17 protein-coding genes are annotated in these 17,241 nt (G+C 62.6%); 10 read left to right on the forward strand and 7 right to left on the reverse strand.

Translation table 11 applies throughout. From position 1 onward, the window contains the following. Nucleotides 1–192: 192 nt before the first annotated feature. Complete coding sequence (locus O3297_RS22705; protein WP_305050243.1) at nucleotides 193–969, reverse strand: enoyl-CoA hydratase; 777 nt, start codon at nucleotides 967–969, stop codon at nucleotides 193–195. A 62-nt stretch (nucleotides 970–1,031) separates the two neighbouring features. Here O3297_RS22705 and O3297_RS22710 point away from each other — a divergent pair, with 62 nt between their 5' ends. Next, nucleotides 1,032–2,351 carry an MFS transporter gene (locus tag O3297_RS22710; protein ID WP_305050245.1) on the forward strand — a complete coding sequence of 440 codons (1,320 nt, stop codon included), beginning with the start codon at nucleotides 1,032–1,034 and terminating at the stop codon, nucleotides 2,349–2,351. A gap of 137 nt (nucleotides 2,352–2,488) precedes the next feature. Beyond that, the gene (locus tag O3297_RS22715) at nucleotides 2,489–2,926 is read left to right on the forward strand and encodes a universal stress protein (protein ID WP_070312619.1); all 438 of its coding nucleotides are present in this window, start codon (nucleotides 2,489–2,491) and stop codon (nucleotides 2,924–2,926) included. A 41-nt stretch (nucleotides 2,927–2,967) separates the two neighbouring features. Here the strand turns inward: O3297_RS22715 and O3297_RS22720 are convergent, their stop codons facing one another. Then, nucleotides 2,968–4,233 (reverse strand): murein transglycosylase A, encoded by a 1,266-nt coding sequence (locus O3297_RS22720; protein ID WP_305050246.1) that lies wholly within the window; start codon nucleotides 4,231–4,233, stop codon nucleotides 2,968–2,970. Nucleotides 4,234–4,243: 10 nt separating this feature from the next. Between O3297_RS22720 and O3297_RS22725 the strand changes: the two genes are divergently transcribed. After that, nucleotides 4,244–4,390: a hypothetical protein gene (locus O3297_RS22725; RefSeq protein ID WP_305050247.1), complete on the forward strand. Its 147-nt coding sequence runs from the start codon at nucleotides 4,244–4,246 to the stop codon at nucleotides 4,388–4,390. 23 nt (nucleotides 4,391–4,413) lie between these two features. On the opposite strand, the gene apaG is transcribed toward O3297_RS22725, so the two are convergent. Continuing rightward, on the reverse strand, nucleotides 4,414–4,788 hold the full coding sequence (gene apaG, locus O3297_RS22730) for a Co2+/Mg2+ efflux protein ApaG (RefSeq protein ID WP_034785627.1): 375 nt from the start codon (nucleotides 4,786–4,788) through the stop codon (nucleotides 4,414–4,416). A gap of 165 nt (nucleotides 4,789–4,953) precedes the next feature. On the opposite strand from apaG, the gene rpe reads away from it, so the two are divergent. The 7 genes from rpe (at nucleotide 4,954) to O3297_RS22765 (ending at nucleotide 11,092) form a co-directional block, all read left to right on the forward strand. Next, nucleotides 4,954–5,628: a ribulose-phosphate 3-epimerase gene (rpe, locus tag O3297_RS22735; RefSeq protein ID WP_070254125.1), complete on the forward strand. Its 675-nt coding sequence runs from the start codon at nucleotides 4,954–4,956 to the stop codon at nucleotides 5,626–5,628. Beyond that, complete coding sequence (locus O3297_RS22740; RefSeq protein ID WP_305050249.1) at nucleotides 5,628–6,332, forward strand: phosphoglycolate phosphatase; 705 nt, start codon at nucleotides 5,628–5,630, stop codon at nucleotides 6,330–6,332. Before rpe ends, O3297_RS22740 begins: the two co-directional genes overlap by 1 nt. Nucleotides 6,333–6,601: 269 nt before the next feature. After that, nucleotides 6,602–8,098, forward strand: a complete 1,497-nt coding sequence (trpE, locus tag O3297_RS22745) for an anthranilate synthase component I (RefSeq protein ID WP_305050250.1) — start codon at nucleotides 6,602–6,604, stop codon at nucleotides 8,096–8,098. Between the two features lies 1 nt (nucleotide 8,099). Beyond that, nucleotides 8,100–8,663, forward strand: a complete 564-nt coding sequence (locus O3297_RS22750; RefSeq protein ID WP_099396060.1) for an aminodeoxychorismate/anthranilate synthase component II — start codon at nucleotides 8,100–8,102, stop codon at nucleotides 8,661–8,663. Nucleotides 8,664–8,728: 65 nt separating this feature from the next. After that, nucleotides 8,729–9,772 carry an anthranilate phosphoribosyltransferase gene (gene trpD, locus O3297_RS22755; RefSeq protein WP_305050251.1) on the forward strand — a complete coding sequence of 348 codons (1,044 nt, stop codon included), beginning with the start codon at nucleotides 8,729–8,731 and terminating at the stop codon, nucleotides 9,770–9,772. 34 nt (nucleotides 9,773–9,806) lie between these two features. Then, the gene (gene trpC, locus O3297_RS22760) at nucleotides 9,807–10,607 is read left to right on the forward strand and encodes an indole-3-glycerol phosphate synthase TrpC (RefSeq protein ID WP_034785640.1); all 801 of its coding nucleotides are present in this window, start codon (nucleotides 9,807–9,809) and stop codon (nucleotides 10,605–10,607) included. Nucleotides 10,608–10,627: 20 nt separating this feature from the next. Next, complete coding sequence (locus tag O3297_RS22765; RefSeq protein WP_305050252.1) at nucleotides 10,628–11,092, forward strand: hypothetical protein; 465 nt, start codon at nucleotides 10,628–10,630, stop codon at nucleotides 11,090–11,092. Here the strand turns inward: O3297_RS22765 and O3297_RS22770 are convergent. From O3297_RS22770 to O3297_RS22785, 4 genes are all read right to left on the reverse strand, one after another. Further along, nucleotides 11,043–12,245: a GGDEF domain-containing protein gene (locus tag O3297_RS22770; RefSeq protein WP_225317177.1), complete on the reverse strand. Its 1,203-nt coding sequence runs from the start codon at nucleotides 12,243–12,245 to the stop codon at nucleotides 11,043–11,045. The genes O3297_RS22765 and O3297_RS22770 overlap by 50 nt on opposite strands. A 187-nt stretch (nucleotides 12,246–12,432) precedes the next feature. Then, entirely contained in the window at nucleotides 12,433–14,235 is a 1,803-nt protein-coding gene (locus O3297_RS22775) for a M61 family metallopeptidase (RefSeq protein WP_305050253.1), read from the reverse strand. A 117-nt stretch (nucleotides 14,236–14,352) separates the two neighbouring features. Continuing rightward, nucleotides 14,353–14,961, reverse strand: a complete 609-nt coding sequence (locus tag O3297_RS22780) for a nucleotidyltransferase family protein (protein ID WP_305050255.1) — start codon at nucleotides 14,959–14,961, stop codon at nucleotides 14,353–14,355. 13 nt (nucleotides 14,962–14,974) lie between these two features. Continuing rightward, entirely contained in the window at nucleotides 14,975–17,239 is a 2,265-nt protein-coding gene (locus tag O3297_RS22785) for a xanthine dehydrogenase family protein molybdopterin-binding subunit (RefSeq protein WP_305050256.1), read from the reverse strand. Nucleotides 17,240–17,241 lie beyond the last annotated feature (2 nt).

Below are 17,241 nucleotides of genomic sequence, written 5' to 3' on the forward strand. Positions count from 1 at the left end.
TTAATTGTTAAAGAACTGTATTCGGTTACTGCTTTCGCGCTATCGACAAAGCGTTGTGTTTGTCAGCTGCGAAGAAGGAAGAGTATGAAGCGTTTGCAGCATTTCGTCAACCTTCTTTTTTACTAGCCAGCCCCGGAAGGCCGTCCCTTTTGTGCCGCAAACCAGTGCGTCTCATCGGGGAGGCGAATCATATCAAAGACCGTCGAAGTTTGGCAAGCGCTTTTCCAGGAAAGCGTGCATGCCTTCTTTTTGCGCAGGCGTACCGAAGGCGGCCTGGAACAAACGGCGCTCGTAGGCGACGCCATCCGTCAAGGTGCTTTCAAAGGCGCGGTTGACGCAATCCTTGATCATCATGGCAACCGAAGTCGGCATGGCGGCAATGGTCTTGGCGGCAGCCAGGGTTTCTTCCAGCAACTTATCGGCCGGCACCACGCGCGATACGAGGCCGATGCGCTCCGCCTCGGCAGCATCAATGGTGCGCGCCGTCAACAGCAAATCCATGGCCTTGGCCTTGCCGATGGCGCGCGGCAGACGCTGGGTGCCGCCCGCGCCCGGCGTGACGCCAACCTTGATTTCCGGCTGGCCGAATTTGGCGCTGTCGGCAGCGATCAGGAAGTCGCACATCATGGCCAGTTCGCAGCCGCCACCGAGCGCATAGCCAGCCACCGCGCCCACCACAGGTTTGCGCACGCGCAAGATATGCTCCCAGTTACGGCTGATGTAGCCCTGGGTAAAAGTGTCCGGATAGGTGTAATCGGCCATGGCGGCGATGTCGGCGCCGGCGGCAAACGCTTTTTCGCTGCCCGTGAGCACGATGCAGCCGATATTCTCGTCGGCATCGAACTTCAGCAAGGCGTCGCCCAGCTCATTCATCATGTTGTCGTTCAAGGCATTCAATGCCTTCGGGCGATTCAGGCGGATGACCGCCACTTTGTCCTGGATATCGATGATCAAGTCTTCGTATTGCATATAGTCTCCTCTGGATGAACACGGTGCAACGATTGTAGCGGCTAACGGCAGCGGCGCGGCGGGTGCGCTGCTATTATTGTGAGCCTGATCATTTTCATATCGAGCAACATATTTTCTCCTCCCTCTTCCAGTACTGCGCCCATTACCTGCGCGGCGACGGCAGCGCCGCCAGCGTCAATTTCCGCCGCCTGTGGTTCAGCAACGGCCTCAATTGCTTCGGCGCCCAGATCACCTCGCTGGCCCTGCCCTTGTGTGCGGTACTGTTACTGCATGCGACGCCAGAACAGATGGGCATGCTGGTTGCCTTGCAGGCGCTGCCGTTCGCCCTCTTCGGCTTGCCCGTCGGCGTGCTGCTGGACCGGCGCAGCAAGCACCCGATCATGCTGTTCAGCGAAAGCATGTCCGGCCTGGCCCTGGCCAGCGTGGCCGTGGCTTACTGGTGCGGCGTGCTGTCCATGCCGTGGTTATATATAGTGGGGTTCATCATCGGCACGGGCTTCGTCGTCGGTGGCGGTGCCGAGCAGGTGTTTCTGACTTTCCTGGTGGGCCGCGATGGCTTGATCGATGCGCAATCGAAATTTGCCGCCACCGAATCGGCTTCGCGCCTGATCGGTCCCGGCCTGGCCGGCGTGCTGGTGCAAGTCTTGTCAGCGCCCGTCGCCATCCTGTGCACGGCTTGCGGCTATCTGATTTCCGTCTTCAATTTGCGTGCCATGAGCGTGCGCGATCCGCGCCCCGCCCCATCCGACAAGCACGCCTTGCGCGACATCGCCGATGGCTTGCTGTTCGTCTGGCGCGAACCGCTGCTGCGCGCGCTGGCGTGGGGCGCCGGCATCTGGCACTTCCTGTTCTACGCCAGCATGGCCTTGACGGTGCTGTTCGCCACGCGAGACCTGGGCATGAGTCCTGGCGTGCTGGGCATGACGCAGATGCTGGGCGGCGCCGGCGTGCTGCTCAGCGCCTTCATCGTCAAGCCATTGACGAAGCGCTACGGCGCCGGCCGCACCATCCTGATCGGCCTGGCATCGACCTCGCTCTGCTTTGCCCTGACGCCAACGATTCCCGCCGCGCTGTTCGGCAGCGCTGCCGCCAGCGCCGTGGCGTATGCCATATTGATGTTCTTTTTCGATTGCGGCGTGATGCTGTTCTTTATTCCCTATCTGGGCCTGCGCCAGAAAGTCACGCCCGATCCCATGCTGGGCCGCATGACGTCGACCATGCGCTTTCTGACGGTGGCGACGGCGCCGCTGGGCGCGCTGGCCGCCGGCTGGATCGCGGAACACTTTGGCGTGCGCAATGGCCTGGCCTGCATCGCGGCCGGCAGCATCCTGTTGACAGCCGCCATGGTGTGGGGCACGCCGCTGCGTAGTGTGCGCACCTGATGCGATGAACAGGCATACACTGCTAAAAGATTGCCTTGGCGACACTATTCACGCCAAAGCCTGTGAGGTTTGATTTATATCAAGGTTTTAATTGATATAAATCCATAAGCTGTCTTACATCACTTGAGGAGCACGCTATGTTTAACACCATCTTATTTCCCACCGACGGCTCGCCGTTGTCCGACAAAGCCGCCGAGACCGCCCTCGCCTTCGCCCAACTGAACAAAGCCAAGCTGGTCGCCATCAGCGTGGTGCAGCCCTTCCCGTTTTCGCCGATGGCCGACGGCGGCATCGTGCTCGACGCCAGCCTGTATGAACAGCAGATGCAGGAAGCGTCGCAACGCGCCATCGACAAGATCGGCGCAGCGGCGCGCGCTGCCGGTGTACCCTTCGAAGGCGTGGTGGCCGTGTCACCTAGCCCGCACGATGAAATCGTCAATGCGGCGCAGACCTACCATTGCGACATCATCCTGATGGCCTCGCATGGCCGCAAGGGCTTGAACAAACTGTTCGTGGGCAGCGAAACGCAAAAAGTGCTGGCCCACACGCACTTGCCAGTGATGGTTCTGCGCTAAGCTGACGCCAGACCATCACCCGCCGGCGCCGCGCACCTCCTCTAGCGCGCCGGCGCCTGTTTCGGCAACAACACCCACACGGCGCCGCTCTGCTTCATGCGGCCCGCATTCTCGGCCGCTTCCGCGCCAAAGCCAAAGAAATAATCGACACGGATCGGCCCGCGAATGGCGCCGCCCGTATCCTGCGCCATCACCAGGCGCTGCATGGGGATCTCGCTATTGGCTTGCGTGGTGGACAAAAACACGGGCGCGCCCAGCGGCAAGAAGCGCGAATCAATGGCTACCGAGCGCTGCGGCGTCAGCGGCACGCCCAGCGCGCCCTTCGGCCCCACTTTCGGGTCGGGCAGGCGCTCTTCCTTGAAGAAGACATAGCTGGGATTAGCGTTGAACAATTCATCCTTGCGCGTGGGGTGGCCGGCGATCCACGCCTTGATGCCTTGCGCGGATGCCTGGCTCAAGGTCAGCTCGCCCTTGTCGACCAGGTAGCGGCCGATCGATTTATACGGATGGCCGTTTTGATCCGCGTACGCCACGCGCACGGTTTCCTGCGTATCGGTCAACTGCACGCGCCCGGAACCCTGCACTTGCAGGAAGAATGCCTCGACTTCGTCATCCACCCACAGCAATTCCTTGCCCGTGACGGACGTGGCGCGCTCGATGTCGGCGCGGGTCGCGTACGGTATCACCTTCTTGCCGACCAGCTTGCCACGCAAGCGCATGTTCTTCAATTCCGGATACACGCCGGACAAGTCCACCGAAACCAGGTCGTCAGGCACCTTGTACAGCGGTGTCTGGTATGGACCGCCGCGCTTGCGCGCGCCGTGCAGCAATGGCTCGTAATAACCGGTCACCAGTCCAGTATTGGCGCCATCGGCGGTGACAACTTGATTGGGCACAAAGAAGGTCTCGAAAAACAGGCGGATGGCCTTGTCGCTGTCGGCATTCACCTGGCGTGCAATCGTGCACGATTCTTTCCAGTCAGGACGCTTGACCAGCACGCCGCACGACGCCATGAAGGCGGGCCAGGCCGCGCGCATGTCGTCGCGGGCCCAGCCAGGCAAGGCGGCGAACTTGGCGGGCACGAAAGTGGGGACTGCCGTATCCGTGACATCCTTGGCGTCGGCAGGCTTGGCCGGCACCGGCCTGACGACGGTCGGAGCGATGGCGGGCGCCTTGCCGCTGGAGGCAGCGGGTGGCGTGGACGGCGTGGTGCAGGCGGAAAGCGCAAGCGCGACGCCACCGGCTGAAACGAGTAGACTACCGCGTGTAAACAGACGGCTGGTAAATGGGCTGCGTGTAAATAACATAGGGATGCGTATGTGGATCTTGATGATAGAGGCGCTGGTGGCGTTCTTCTTGCTGGCATTTATAGTCTGGTGGACCATGTATTCGGGCAAAAAGCCCACACCGCCGGCACGCAAGCAGCTCAGTGAAGAACAGGACGCCACCGAAAAACTGAAATAAGGGGGCAAGCCCCCGGCGTTTCCTTAATGCAGGGTGCGCGGCACCGACAGCACGAACTCGGGGATCGGCGCTTCGAACTGATGGCCATCTTCGGCCACGCAAAAGTATTCGCCATGCATCGAGCCTTGCGGCGTGCCCAGCATGGTGCCGCTCGTGTATTCGAACTGCTCGCCCGGCTGCAGCAGCGGCTGGTGGCCGACGGCACCCAGGCCGCGCACCTCTTCCACCTTGTTGTTCGCATCCGTGATGACCCAGTGGCGCGAAATCAGTTGCGCGCCAGCCGTGCCCGTGTTGACGACGCGGATCGTGTAGCTGAACACGTGCCGCCCCTGGTCCGGTGCCGATTGATCGGGCAGATATTGCGTCTTGACCGTTACCGTAAATTCATAAGTCGCCATCGTCATTCCTCTTCAGACATTGCCAGTCATATTGTGTGTCGCGCGCGCCGCATTGGCCATCGCGCGATGCGTATTCTGTATTTCACCGTACTTCAATGAGGCACGGTAGCGGCGTCAGGCGTAAAATAGCGCAAATCGCATTTTCTATCCTTTGGCTACTTCACCATGACAACATTCCGTATCGCTCCCAGCATCCTGTCCGCCGACTTTGCCCGCCTGGGCGAGGAAGTGCGCAACGTCGTTACCGCCGGCGCCGACATCATCCACTTCGACGTGATGGATAACCATTACGTGCCGAACCTGACCATCGGCCCCCTGGTGTGCGAAGCGATCCGCCCGCACGTGCAAGTACCCATCGATGTGCATCTGATGGTCAAGCCTGTCGATCGCATTATCCCGGATTTCGCCAAGGCTGGCGCGAACATCATCACCTTTCACCCGGAAGCGTCGGATCACGTCGACCGTTCGCTGCAGCTGATCCGCGACAATGGCTGCAAATCGGGCCTGGTATTCAACCCGGGCACACCGCTGCACTACCTGGAACACGTGATGGACAAGATCGACATCATCCTGATCATGTCCGTCAACCCGGGCTTCGGCGGCCAGTCCTTCATTCCGCAAGCGCTGAAGAAGATCGCCGAAGCGCGCCGCATGATCGATGAGTCGGGCCGTGACATCATGCTGGAAGTCGATGGCGGCATCAAGATCGACAACATCGCCGCTGCCGCTGCCGCCGGCGCCGACACCTTCGTCGCCGGCTCGGCCATCTTCGGCAAGCCGGACTACAAGGCCGTCATCGACGCCATGCGCGCCGAGCTGGCAACTGTCAAAGGCGCCTGATGCAAGCGGGCACGGTGAAGGATCACGTACTGGCCGGCGTGCGCGCCGCCATCATCGACCTCGATGGCACGATGCTCGACACCGTGCCCGATTTTCATATCGCCATCAACGGCATGCGCGCCGAACTGGACCTGGCGCCCATCAGCGCCGACGCCATCAAGCTGATGGTGGGCAAGGGCTCGGAAAACCTGATCCGCACCGTGCTTGCGCTCGACTTCGATGCGGCCGGCGTGGAACAGCGTTTCGAGCAGGCGATGGACGGTTACCAGCGCCACTACCTGGCCATCAACGGCCAGTTCAGCACCCTGTACCCGGACGTGGAAGAGGGACTGGCGGCGATGAAGGCGGCGGGCTTGCGCCTGGCCTGCGTCACCAACAAGCCCATCGCCTTCGCTCTGCCCCTGCTGAAACTGAAAAACCTGGACCAGTATTTCGAGATCGTCTACGGCGGCGATTCGCTGCCGCAGAAAAAACCGCACCCCATGCCGCTGCTGCAAGTGTGCGCGGACTTCGACTTGCCGCCCTCCAAAGTGGTGGCCATCGGCGACTCCTCGAATGACGCACAAGCGGCCAGGGCTGCGGCTTGCCCCGTACTGACGGTACCGTATGGCTACAATCACGGACACTCTATACACGATACCGATTCCGATGGTATAGTAAAGACACTGCTCGAAGCAGCCCGTTTTATTAGCATGCAAAATTAACCAGCATACTGACCAAACCCAACACCATATCGTGAACACGTTTCTCATCAAAAAACACAATGTCACCCAAACCGGCTCGATTGAGGCCTGGCTTTGGCGACGCTGGCAATCCTGGCAGGCCTAAGGGCCGAGCCGTTACGATTGCTGCCGGCTGCACACGCGTTCTTTGCGCATTTTGCGCATGTTGCATGTCCCGGCAAGTTTTTTGATAACCCACCGCAGGGTTTGTGCACTATGCACACTCATACCCTGACGGCATGGAGAGAAACATGACCGAACTCGAATTCAAATCGCTGGCCCAGCAAGGCTACAACCGCATCCCCCTGATCGCGGAAGCGTTCGCCGACCTGGAAACCCCGCTCACCCTGTACCTGAAACTGGCACAGTCCCAACAAGGCGGCAAGAACACCTTCCTGCTCGAATCCGTCGTCGGCGGCGAACGCTTCGGCCGCTATTCCTTCATCGGCTTGCCCGCCACGACCGTGTTGCGCAGCTATGGCAAGCGCACCGAAATCGTCAAGAACGGCACAGTGATCGAAGAACACGAAGGCAATCCGCTCGACTTCATCGAACAGGTCCAGTCGCGCTTCAAGGTAGCCCTGCGCCCCGGCATGCCGCGCTTCTGCGGCGGCCTGGCCGGCTACTTCGGCTACGACACCGTGCGCCACATCGAGAAAAAACTGGCCGGCGGCGCGCCGAAAGACGACTTGAAGCTGCCCGACATCCAGCTGATGGTGACGGAAGAACTGGCCGTCATCGATAACCTGTCCGGCAAGCTCTACCTGATCGTCTACGCCGACACCACGCAGCCCGAATCGTTTTCGAAAGCGCAGCAGCGCCTGAAAGACTTGCGCATGATGCTGCGCCGCGGTGTCGATGCCCCCGTCACCAGCGCTTCCGTGCGCACGGAAACCATCCGCGACTTTTCCAAGGAAGATTACCTGAAGGCCGTCGCCAAGGCGCATGAATACGTGATGGCGGGCGACCTGATGCAGGTACAGATCGGCCAGCGTATCCGCAAGCCGTATGTCGATTCGCCGCTGACACTGTACCGCGCCTTGCGTTCGCTCAATCCGTCGCCGTATATGTACTTCTATAATTTCGGCGACATGCAGATCATCGGCGCCTCGCCGGAAATCCTGGTGCGCAACGAGAAGACGGCGGACGGCGGCAAGAAAGTCACCTTGCGTCCGATTGCCGGCACCCGTCCACGCGGCGCCACGCCAGAGCGCGACGCCGAACTGTCGGCCGAGCTGCTGGCCGATCCGAAGGAGATCGCCGAGCACGTGATGCTGATCGACCTGGCGCGCAACGACATCGGCCGCATCGCCGAGACGGGCAGCGTGCACGTCACGGACCGCATGGTCATCGAAAAATACTCGCATGTGCAGCACATCGTCTCGAACGTGGAAGGCAAGCTGAAAGATGGCCTGTCGAACCTGGACGTGCTGCGCGCAACCTTCCCCGCCGGCACCCTGACGGGCGCGCCGAAAGTGCGCGCCATGGAGGTAATCGACGAACTGGAAATCACCAAGCGGGGCATCTACGGCGGCGCCTGCGGCTACCTGTCGTTTGGCGGCGAAATGGACGTGGCGATCGCCATCCGCACGGGCGTGGTCAAGGACGGCATGCTGTATGTGCAGGCCGCGGCCGGCATCGTGGCCGATTCCATCCCCGAAATGGAATGGCAGGAAACCGAAAACAAGGCGCGCGCCGTACTGCGCGCCGCCGAACAAGTGCAAGATGGCCTGGATGGAGGGTTTTAAGATGCTGCTGATGATCGACAACTACGACTCCTTCACCTACAACATCGTGCAGTATTTCGGCGAGTTGGGCGAAGACGTGCGGGTCTACCGCAACGATGAAATCACGATCGCACAGATCGAGGCGCTGAACCCGGACCGCATCTGTATCTCGCCCGGCCCGAAAGCGCCGGCACAGGCGGGCATTTCGGTGGAAGTGCTCAAGCACTTCGCCGGCAAGAAGCCGATACTGGGCGTGTGCCTGGGCCACCAGGCCATCGGCGAAGCGTTTGGCGGCAAGGTCATCCGCGCCAAGCAAGTCATGCATGGCAAGACTTCCCTCATCGCGCATACGGGCGTGGGCGTTTTCAAAGGCTTGCCCAGCCCCTTCACAGTGATCCGCTACCACTCTTTGGCGATCGAACGCGCCTCGCTGCCTTCCTGCCTGGAAGTGACGGCGTGGACGGACGACGGCGAAATCATGGGCGTGCGCCACCGGGAATACGATATCGAGGGCGTGCAGTTCCACCCCGAATCGATCCTCTCGGAGCACGGCCACGCCCTGCTGAAGAATTTTCTCGAGCGCTGATTTTCCGCGCACGCCACGGCGTGCCATCAGTGTCGTCCTGCGCCATCATTGAAGAAGGAAGCATCATGCCGATCACCCCACAAGAAGCCCTGCTGCGCTGCATCGAACACCGCGAAATCTTTCACGACGAAATGCTGTACCTGTTCCGCCAGATCATGTCCGGCGAAATGTCGCCCACCATGATCGCCGCCCTCACCATGGGCTTGCGCGTGAAAAAGGAAACCATCGGCGAAATCGCCGCCGCCGCGCAAGTGATGCGCGAGTTTTCCACCAAGGTGCCCATGGCCGACACCACCAACCTGCTCGACATCGTCGGCACGGGCGGCGACGGCGCGCACACTTTCAATATTTCCACCGCCTCGATGTTCGTGGCGGCGGCGGCCGGCGCGCGCGTCGCCAAGCATGGCGGGCGCAGCGTCTCGTCCTCGTCCGGCAGCGCCGACGTGCTCGACTCCCTGGGCGTCAACATCAACCTGCAGCCCGAGCAGATCGCCCAGTCGATCGCGCAGACGGGCATCGGCTTCATGTACGCGCCGAACCACCATGCGGCCATGAAGCATGCAGCGCCCGTGCGCAAGGAGCTGGGCGTGCGCACGATTTTCAACATCCTCGGTCCGCTGACGAATCCGGCCGGCGCGCCGAACATCCTGATGGGCGTGTTCCATGCCGACCTGGTCGGCATCCAGGTGCGCGTGCTGCAGCGTCTGGGCGCACAGCATGCCATCGTCGTGTATGGCCGCGACAATATGGATGAAGTCTCGCTCGGTGCCTCTACCCTCGTCGGCGAACTGGTCAACGGCGAAATCCGCGAATATGAAATCCATCCCGAAGACTTCGGCATGTCGATGATCGCCAGCCGCAACCTGAAAGTGGCCGATGCCGCCGAATCGAAGGCCAAGATGATGGAAGCGCTGCGCGGCGAGCCAGGTGCCGCTGCCGACATCGTCGCCCTGAACGCGGGCACGGCGCTGTACGCGGCCGGCGTGGCCAGCTCGATCGAAGACGGCCTGGCGCGCGCGCGCACCGCCGTCAGCTCGGGCGCGGCGCTGGCGAAACTCGCTCAATTCGTGCAGGTCACGCAGCAGCTGGGCACCCCGGCAAAAGCGTAAGCTCCCCGCCCTCCCTTATAGAATAGCGACCATCATGTCCGACATACTCGATAAAATCCTGGCCGTGAAGGCCGATGAAGTGGCCAAGGCCAAAGCCCGCCGCAGCCTGGCCAGCCTGCGCGGCGACGTGGAAAGCGACAGCGCACTGCGCGCCGGCCTGCGCGGCTTTGAAGCAAGCTTGCGCCAGCACATCGCCGCCGGCAAGCCCGGCATCATCGCCGAAGTGAAAAAAGCGTCGCCGTCGAAAGGCGTGATCCGCGCCGACTTCCGTCCGGCTGATATCGCCGCCAGCTATGCGGCGCATGGCGCGGCTTGCCTGTCCGTGCTGACGGACGAACAGTTCTTCCAGGGATCCGTGGAGTATCTGCAGCAGGCGCGCGCCGCCTGCACCATCCCCGTGCTGCGCAAGGATTTCATGGTCGACATGTACCAGATCTATGAAGCGCGGGCCATGGGCGCCGACTGCATCCTCCTGATCGTCGCGGCGCTCGACCATGGCCTGATGGCGGAGATGGAAGCGTGCGCCCACGAACTGGGCATGGGCGTGCTGATCGAAAGCCACGACGGCGAAGAGCTGACGGCGGCCCTGAAACTCAAGAGCGCGCTAATCGGCATCAACAACCGCAATCTGCGCACCTTCGAAACGTCGCTCGACACGACCATCAATCTCTTGCCGCGCATCCCGCAAGACAGATTGATCATCACGGAATCGGGCATCCACAGCACGGCTGACGTGCAACGCATGCGCGACGCGCACATCCACAGCTTCCTCGTGGGCGAAGCGTTCATGCGTGCGCCAGACCCCGGCGTGGAGCTGGAGCGCCTGTTCAGCTAAACCATGGTAGGCTGGCAGGCATGAGACACGCGATAATCGTCCTTGCCGCCGCCAGCCTGCTGTCGGCTTGCCAGACTGCGGCCCCGCCAGCGGCGCGCACGCCCACACCTGCGCCCGCTCGCACGCCCGCCGCGATACAGCTCGCCGCCAGCATCGACGCCTACAAATCACTGGTGGCGCAGCAGATCATGGAGGCCAACGCTGCATACACGTTCAGCGGACGCCTGCCGCCCATGCTGCCGGCCATCGTCGTGCTCGACCTGAGCGTGGGGCCCGACGGCGAGCTGAAAAGCGTGCATGTCCACCGTTCGCGCGACAGCGAAGCATCGGCCGCGGCCCTGGCCGCCGTGCGGCGCGTGCAGACGCTCTTTCCGCCGGCGGCACACCTGATGCGCCGCCATGCCCAGACCTTCGATTTTTCCGAAACCTTCCTGTTCAACGACCAGTACCGATTCCAGCTGCGGACATTGTCCGGTCCACAGTAAGCGCAGCGGTATCGAGTTCGATGCGGTCGCGTCCCCGCTCCTTGGCCAGGTACAGGGCCGCATCGGCGCGCGACAGCAACTGTTCCAGCCCTTCCACCACCGATGCCTGGCAAGCGACACCGATGCTGACCGTACACGAAGGCAGTCCCGCATGACTGGACTCACGCAGCAAGGTGCGGATGCGTTCGGCCACGCCCAGCGCACTTTGCACCGGCATGTCCGGCATCAGCACGACGAATTCCTCGCCGCCGTAACGCGCCACGCAATCCGATTCGCGCAAGGCCCCGCCGATGACAGTGGCCACATGCGCCAGCACCTGGTCTCCCACCGCGTGACCGTAGCGGTCATTGATCGATTTGAAGTAATCGAGGTCGATGCTGAGCAGTGTCAGCGGCAAACGGCGGCGCCGCAGATTGCCCATTTCGCGCGCATAGGCGTCGCCAAAGCCGCGCCGGTTCAGCACCTGCGTCAGCGGATCGTGGGTCGAGCGGCGCTCCAGTATCTGCTGCAGGCGACGCGTCGCCACCGTCATGAAGCCCACCGTCAGCAGCAGCGCCATGAAATTGGCGACCGCCAGATAGATGCCGGCCGGCGTGCCGGCCACCGTCAGGTTCACGCTGGCGCCGCCATGCAGCAAGGCAGACACGCCGCGCGCCAGCACCACGATCGCCTGCGTCAGCATCAGCGCGCCAAAGAAAAAACTCGAGAAATGGCGCTCGCCATGGCGCCACACCAACTGCGCCTGGCGGGCGTAAAACAGGAAGACCAGCAGGGAGAAGACCGCCACGCGCGCCGAGAAATCAGGGTGCACCAGCAGCCACCAGCTATTGCCGGCGATGGCCAGGGCAAGTATCAGCAGATAGGCGCGGCGGCTGGGCGCCAGGCCAAAGAATGTCTCCGTGCCCAGCATCGACAGGCCGATGCCGGCCACCAGCGCCGCATTGGCCGCGATCACGGACAATGCCGGCGGCAGCACTTCGCGGGTGCCGAACAGCAGGGACGCGCACACCAGCAACAGCAAACCGGCCGCCCAATGTCCCAGGCCATGCACCTCGCGCCGGAAACTGCGATACACCGAGAACATGACAATGCTCATCGCCCCGCACATCAGGGTCGTCATCAGCATGATGGTTCGCGGATCGAGGGTTTGCACGTTGGCGCGATCTAAAAGAAGCAGTTCGGCAATTTTAGTTTAGTTAAAGAAAAATTAGTTCATTTACGGTAAATATGATGGCAAGCCGCCAGTTCAGCGGATAAGTTGCATTTGAGAAATTGCTACTTGCAATAAAAAAACCGGCCAGTGACGGCCGGTTTTCTGTCCTACTGCATGACAAACTGCATCATGCCGCGCTAGGACGCTTCGGTCCCGCGGCTTTCTTCGGCGCCGGCAGCAGCGCCAGGCTGACACCCGGCACGCGGTCGCCCTGCAGCACGGCCGCAAACGTCATCAGCTCGTCGCGGCGGAAAGCGTGGATCGCCACCTTGGCGCCGACGGCGTAGCGGCCCAGCAAGGTGTCCAGGTTGGTGCCCGTCACGCGCAAGCCGTCGACGGCCACCAGCACGTCGCCCGCCGACAGGCCGGCCATGTGGGCGGCGCCGCCCTGGTGTACTTGCGCCAGCCTGGCATCGTTGCCGTCGCGGCCCAGGTTGACGTCGAGGCTGGCCTTTTCCGCCTTGCGCGCATCGCTGTATTTCACGCCGAACGGCGCCAGCAGGCGCGCCAGCGGCACATCGTCCGTGCCGCGGATGTAGCGCTCGAAGAACGGCTTCATGCGCGTGCCGGCAATCTCATCGAACAGGGCTTCGACTTCCGCCGGCGTCACGCCGCGCGCTTTGCCCTTGTAGAAATCGCGGCCATAGCGCTGCCACAAGGCCTGCATCACGTCGTCCAGCGACTTTGCGCCGTTCGTCTTGCTGCGGATTGTCAGGTCAAAGGCCAGCGCGATCAGCGAACCCTTGGTGTAATAGCTGACGATGGCATTCGGCGCGTTTTCATCCTGGCGGTAGTACTTGCCCCAGGCGTCGAAACTGGAATCGGCCACGCTTTGCTTGGTGCGGCCGCTGCCGCGCAAGACGCTGTTGACGGTTTTTCCCAGCAATTTGAAATAGGCTGCCTCGTCGATCAGGCCCGCGCGCACCAGCATCAGGTCATCGTAATAGCTGGTGAAGCCTTCGAACAGCCACAGCAGCGGCGAATAGCTTTCCGCCTGCAGGTTGTACGGCGCAAAGGCGGCCGGCTTGATGCGCTTGACGTTCCAGGTGTGGAAGTACTCGTGGCTGCACAGGCCCAGGAATTTCAGGTAGCCGTCGCCGATCTCCGTGCTGGTCGACGCCGTCGTCGGCAAGTCGGCGCGCGCGCAGATCAGCGCCGTCGAGGCGCGGTGTTCGAGGCCGCCGTAACCGTCGCCGACGGCCATGGTCATGAACACATAGCGGTCCATCGGCGCCTTCTTGGTCTTCGGCTCGAAGAAGGCGATCTGTGTTTCGCAGATGGCTTTCAGGTCGCGGCACAGACGGTCCAGGTCCAGGTTCGGCACCTTGCCCGTGACGACTATATCGTGCGGCACGCCATGCGCGGTAAAGGTGGCCAGCGCGAAGTCGCCCATCTCCACCGGGTGGTCGATCAGCTCATCGTAGTTGGCCGCCTGGTAGCTGCCGAAGCCATAGCGCTTCGCTTTCAGTTCCGGCAGGGTGGTGGCCACCTTCCAGGTCTTGCAGGCCGCATCCTTCGGCTGCACGATGTGCACTTCATGCGGCTCGGCCTCCTGGCCCAGCACGCGCAGGAACACGCTGGTGCCGTTGAAGAAGCCGTGATTCTGGTCCAGGTGGGCGGCGCGCACGGACAGGTCCCAGGCATACACGTCGTATTCCACCGTCAACGGGCCTTTGCACGGAGCGGCTTGCCACGAGTGTTTGTCCAATTTGGTCAGCACCACGGCCTTGCCTTCGGACTCGGCGCGGATGCTGACGATGTTGCGCGAAAATTCGCGGATCATGTAGCTGCCCGGGATCCAGGCCGGCAAGGACAAGACCTGGCCGATGGCGGCCGGCGACTTGACTGTCAACGTCACCTTGAACATGTGGCCGGCCAGGTCGGCAGCGGCGATGCTGTAGATGATGCCGGCGGCCGGTGTGGTTTTCACTGCGGTTTTCGCTACGGCTTTGCTTGTGGCTTTGCCGCTTGCCTTGGCTCCCGCCTTGGCGGTGATTTTTTGAATCGGTGCTTTCTTCATGTTTTCCTCGTGTCTGGCATGGATGTTCTACAATCGCCCGGGTGCGCCAGGCACCGGCGACAAATCGTCAGGTGTATCAATATCGCGCAAGATGCCGCTGTCGTCCACTGTCACTTCGCATACGGCATGGCTGTTGACGATGCTGCGCGCGCCCTGGTCGCCATCGAGCGCCAGCAGCAGCGGCAAGTGGAAGGCGCTGAAGGCGACAGGATTGCCGCGCCGGCCCTGGAACACGGGAACGGCGATGTGCGCGCCATCGCCGATGGCTTGCGACAAGGCGGAGATTGTAGCCGCTTCCACACTAGGCATGTCGCCCAAGGCGATCAGCCAGCCCGGCGCGCCGCGCACGTAATCAATGGCGCAGGTGAGCGAGGCGGCCATGCCCCTGTCGGCATCATGGCAGACGCGCACCTCGCAGCCCAGCGCACCGAGCACGCGCGCCACCTGCGTATCGTCGGCACGCACCACGGCCAGCACGCGCGGCAAGGCCGCCAGCATGGACTTTGCGGCAGCCGCCACCACCGGCAAGCCCGCATGCGGGCCTTCCGTCAAAGGCTGCAATAATTTGTTCTGCACGCCGGAAGGGTCGAATCTGCGCCCCCTTCCGGCTGCCAGCAAGATGCCGACCGTACTCAAAAAACAGCTGCCGTCATGCGGCCGCCAGGTCGAATGGCAGCTTGCGCAGGCGCTTGCCCGTCAGGGCGAACAGCGCATTGGCGAATGCGGGCGCCAATGGCGGCACGCCCGGTTCGCCCATGCCCGTTGGCGCGTCGCCCGATGGCACCAGGTGCACCTCGATCACCGGCATGTCTTGCATGCGCGGTACCGGGTAGTCGCCGAAGTTCTGCTGCTCCACCACGCCATCCTTGAGCGTGATGGCCGCGCCGGGAATGGTCATGCCCAGCGCCATCAGCGCGGCGCCCTGTACTTGCGCCTCGATCGTCAAGGGGTTGACGGCCAGGTTGCAATGCACGCCGGCCCATACCTGGTGCAGCTTGGGTGCGCCTTCCACCACGGAAGCCGTCACCACGTAGGCGACGACGGAATTGAACGATTCATGCATGGCCACGCCCCAGGCCTGCCCTTTCGGCAGCTTCTTCTTGCCATAGCCGGACTTGACCACGGCCAGGTCCAGCGCGGCGATGTGGCGCGTGTGCCTGGCGTCGATCAGCTGCTTGCGGTAGGCGACGGGATCCATCTTCGCCACGTGCGCCGCCTCGTCGATCAGGGTTTCCATGACAAAGGCCGTATGCGTCGAACCGACGGAGCGCCACCACAGCACGGGCACGTTCGCCTTGGCCGTGTGCACGGACAGCTTCATCGGCAGGGTGTACGGCTCGCCCATGCCTTCGACCATGGTGCCGTCGACGCCATTTTTCACCATGAAGGCTTCGAACGGCGTGCCGGCCATGATGGACTGGCCCACGATGGTGTGGTCCCAGGCGAGGATTTTCCCTTTGGCGTCGAGACCGATCTGCGCACGGTGCACATGCGACGGCCGGTAGTAGCCACCCTTGATGTCATCCTCGCGGCTCCACATCAGCTTTAAGGGGCCGCTCTTGCCCGCCGCCCTGTATGCCTTGGCGACGTTGACGGCTTCGACCACATAATCGGACGAGGGCACGGCGCGCCGGCCGAAGCCGCCGCCAGCCATCATGGTGTGCAGCGTCACCTGCCCGGGTTTCAGGCCGGAAGTAGCCGCGATGGCCGCCTGGTCGCCGGTCTGGAATTGCGAGCCCACCCACATCGTGCATTTGTCCGCCTGCAGGTCGACGACGCAGTTGAGCGGCTCCATCGGCGCGTGCGCCAGGTAGGGGAACTCGTACACGGCTTCGATCTTTTTCGGCGCCTTGGCCAGCTTGCCCATGTCGGCAGGTTTGGCGATGGTGCCCGGCGTTTTCGCCAGCGCCTTGAAGGCGGCCAGCTGCTTGTCGCTGCTGACCTTTTCCACGGCGCTCGTATCCCACTCGATCACCAGCGCGTCGCGTCCCTGCTTGGCGGGCCAGTAGCCGTCGGCGATGACGGCCACGCCGCTGCCGCCACGGTCGGTCTTCACTTCCAGCACCTCGAGCACGCCCTTGATGGCTTTCGCCTTGCTGGCGTCGAATTTCGCCACCTTGGCGCCAAACACGGGCGGGCGCGCCACCATGGCCACTTTCGCGCCGGGCGGCTTGAAGTCGATGCCGAACTGCTGTTTTCCCGTGGACTTGGCGGCCGCGTCGAGGCGTTTCACGGGTTTGCCGATGATGACAAATTCGCGCGGGTCTTTCAGCTTGACGGAGGTAGGCACGGGTTGGCGCATGGCCGCGTCGGCAAACTCGCCATACGTCGCCTTTTGTCCGCCAGGGCCATACAGCACGCCCTTGGCGGCACGCACCTGGTCGGGACTGACTTTCCACTGCGCGGCAGCGGCGCCCACCAGCATGGCGCGCGCCTTGGCGCCGATTTCGCGGTACTGCGTAAACGAGTGGGCGATGCTGCCCGAACCGCCCGTCATCTGCATGCCATAGGCGGCATCCTTGTACTGCTCGCCGGCTGGCGCCAGGGCGCCGTGCACCAGGCTCCAATCGGCGTCGAGTTCCTCGGCGATCAGCATGGGCAAGCTCGTTTGCACGCCCTGGCCGAATTCCAGCCGGTTCACCTGCACCGTCACCGAATTATCGGGAGCGATGTGCAAGAAGGCGTTCGGCGCATACACGGGCTTGGCGGGCGCGGCATCGGCCGCCTGCGCCAGCTTGCCTGCGCCGGGCAGGAAAAAGCCCAGCATCAAGCCGCCGCCGGCCGCAGCGCCGGCCTTCATGAAACCGCGCCGCGACACGCCATCGGCAACGGCCACCGGCGCCGATGCCAGCGCCGCGCCCAGGGTCACCCCGCCATGCTGCAATGCTTCCTGATTCAACCATTCGATACGCATGT

The sequence above is a fragment of the Janthinobacterium sp. SUN128 genome (assembly GCF_030587275.1).
In the GTDB taxonomy this organism is placed as follows: domain Bacteria; phylum Pseudomonadota; class Gammaproteobacteria; order Burkholderiales; family Burkholderiaceae_D; genus Janthinobacterium; species Janthinobacterium lividum.

Coding starts and splice junctions, on each gene's coding strand:
- O3297_RS22705 (WP_305050243.1), bottom strand. CDS start 969: ATGCAATACGAAGACTTGATCATCGATATCCAGGACAAAGTGGCGGTC.
- O3297_RS22715 (WP_070312619.1), top strand. CDS start 2,489: ATGTTTAACACCATCTTATTTCCCACCGACGGCTCGCCGTTGTCCGAC.
- O3297_RS22720 (WP_305050246.1), bottom strand. CDS start 4,233: ATGTTATTTACACGCAGCCCATTTACCAGCCGTCTGTTTACACGCGGT.
- O3297_RS22725 (WP_305050247.1), top strand. CDS start 4,244: ATGTGGATCTTGATGATAGAGGCGCTGGTGGCGTTCTTCTTGCTGGCA.
- apaG (WP_034785627.1), bottom strand. CDS start 4,788: ATGGCGACTTATGAATTTACGGTAACGGTCAAGACGCAATATCTGCCC.
- rpe (WP_070254125.1), top strand. CDS start 4,954: ATGACAACATTCCGTATCGCTCCCAGCATCCTGTCCGCCGACTTTGCC.
- O3297_RS22740 (WP_305050249.1), top strand. CDS start 5,628: ATGCAAGCGGGCACGGTGAAGGATCACGTACTGGCCGGCGTGCGCGCC.
- trpE (WP_305050250.1), top strand. CDS start 6,602: ATGACCGAACTCGAATTCAAATCGCTGGCCCAGCAAGGCTACAACCGC.
- O3297_RS22750 (WP_099396060.1), top strand. CDS start 8,100: ATGCTGCTGATGATCGACAACTACGACTCCTTCACCTACAACATCGTG.
- trpD (WP_305050251.1), top strand. CDS start 8,729: ATGCCGATCACCCCACAAGAAGCCCTGCTGCGCTGCATCGAACACCGC.
- trpC (WP_034785640.1), top strand. CDS start 9,807: ATGTCCGACATACTCGATAAAATCCTGGCCGTGAAGGCCGATGAAGTG.
- O3297_RS22765 (WP_305050252.1), top strand. CDS start 10,628: ATGAGACACGCGATAATCGTCCTTGCCGCCGCCAGCCTGCTGTCGGCT.
- O3297_RS22785 (WP_305050256.1), bottom strand. CDS start 17,239: ATGCGTATCGAATGGTTGAATCAGGAAGCATTGCAGCATGGCGGGGTG.